The 698-nt window shown below is 27.1% G+C and carries 1 tRNA gene; it reads right to left on the reverse strand.

What is annotated here, in order from left to right:
• Positions 1 to 524: 524 nt before the first annotated feature.
• A tRNA-Ala gene (locus tag CIGNP91_RS08510) sits at positions 525 to 600 on the reverse strand.
• Between the last annotated feature and the right edge of the window lie 98 nt (positions 601 to 698).

Raw genomic sequence — 698 nt, forward strand, 5'->3', positions numbered from 1 at the left:
GGCATCCACCATTTGCTCTTAGTAGCTTACCTTTTTTTAATTAGATTATTGATATTCTAATTCGCATCACTTCCTTGTTAAAGATAAAGTCTAGTAGATATAAATTAAATAGATAAATATAAATATAAAAATAAACTATTTAATTATTTAAGAATTAATTACTTAATTCTTGTTAATCTGTTTAGATTTATAGTATTTGAATTTAAATTTAATAAGACGGAAAGTATTAACTACTATTAAGTAAGTTTTAAAGCTTAATAGATTGTGAAGTTAATATTTATAAACTATATCTTTTATATTATTGGGATAACAGTGTTTGATATAGAATATTTAAAATTAAACTAAATTCAAAGCTCTAACAAGTCCTGTAAAATTGTTTTAAATATTAAAACTTGATTGTGACTTTTAACAATGGTAATTTAAGTAACTTTAGACTAAAGTCTAATCAGAAAGTTTAAGCTAAACTCTCTGATTAGACTTTGATAATAAATTTTATATTATTGCTATCTTTTAAATTTAAACTATGGTGGAGAATAGCGGGATCGAACCGCTGACCTCCTGCGTGCAAAGCAGGCGCTCTCCCAGCTGAGCTAATTCCCCTTGTCAATCCCTCAAACCTAAACAAGTGTGATTGAGATATATTGAAGTGATAATTGTGAGATTATCACTTTGTACTCTAGAAAGGAGGTGATCCAACC

This window comes from Campylobacter sp. P091, assembly GCF_002138935.1.
Classification (GTDB): Bacteria; Campylobacterota; Campylobacteria; order Campylobacterales; family Campylobacteraceae; genus Campylobacter; species Campylobacter devanensis.